We start from the raw sequence: 246 nt of genomic DNA on the forward strand, positions 1-246 counted from the left end.
TCCAAAGCCCGATTATAATACTGCAGCGCCGAACGATAGGCATTGGACGACTTTGCTTTGCGGCCGGCGCGCAGGTTGAACTCCATCAAATTGATTTGATCCTGCCGCTCTGTCAATAAAGAGGAACCCAAATTCATATGGTTCACGATATCAAAGAGCCGCTGCTCAATCTGGTCTTCCGGCAAATGCGCCAGCAGCTCGCTCGCAATATTGAGATGTGTGTGAGACAGCTGAGCTTCCTCTATG

Annotated in this window: 1 protein-coding gene; it reads right to left on the bottom strand. The window is 50.0% G+C overall.

What is annotated here, in order from left to right; all coding sequences use genetic code 11:
* A partial coding sequence (locus KVT27_RS25730; RefSeq protein WP_217582291.1) for a hypothetical protein occupies window positions 1-246 on the bottom strand: 246 nt, incomplete at both ends.

It is taken from the genome of Lysinibacillus sp. GbtcB16 (assembly GCF_019091145.1).
GTDB classification, from domain to species: Bacteria; Bacillota; Bacilli; order Bacillales_A; family Planococcaceae; genus Lysinibacillus; species Lysinibacillus fusiformis.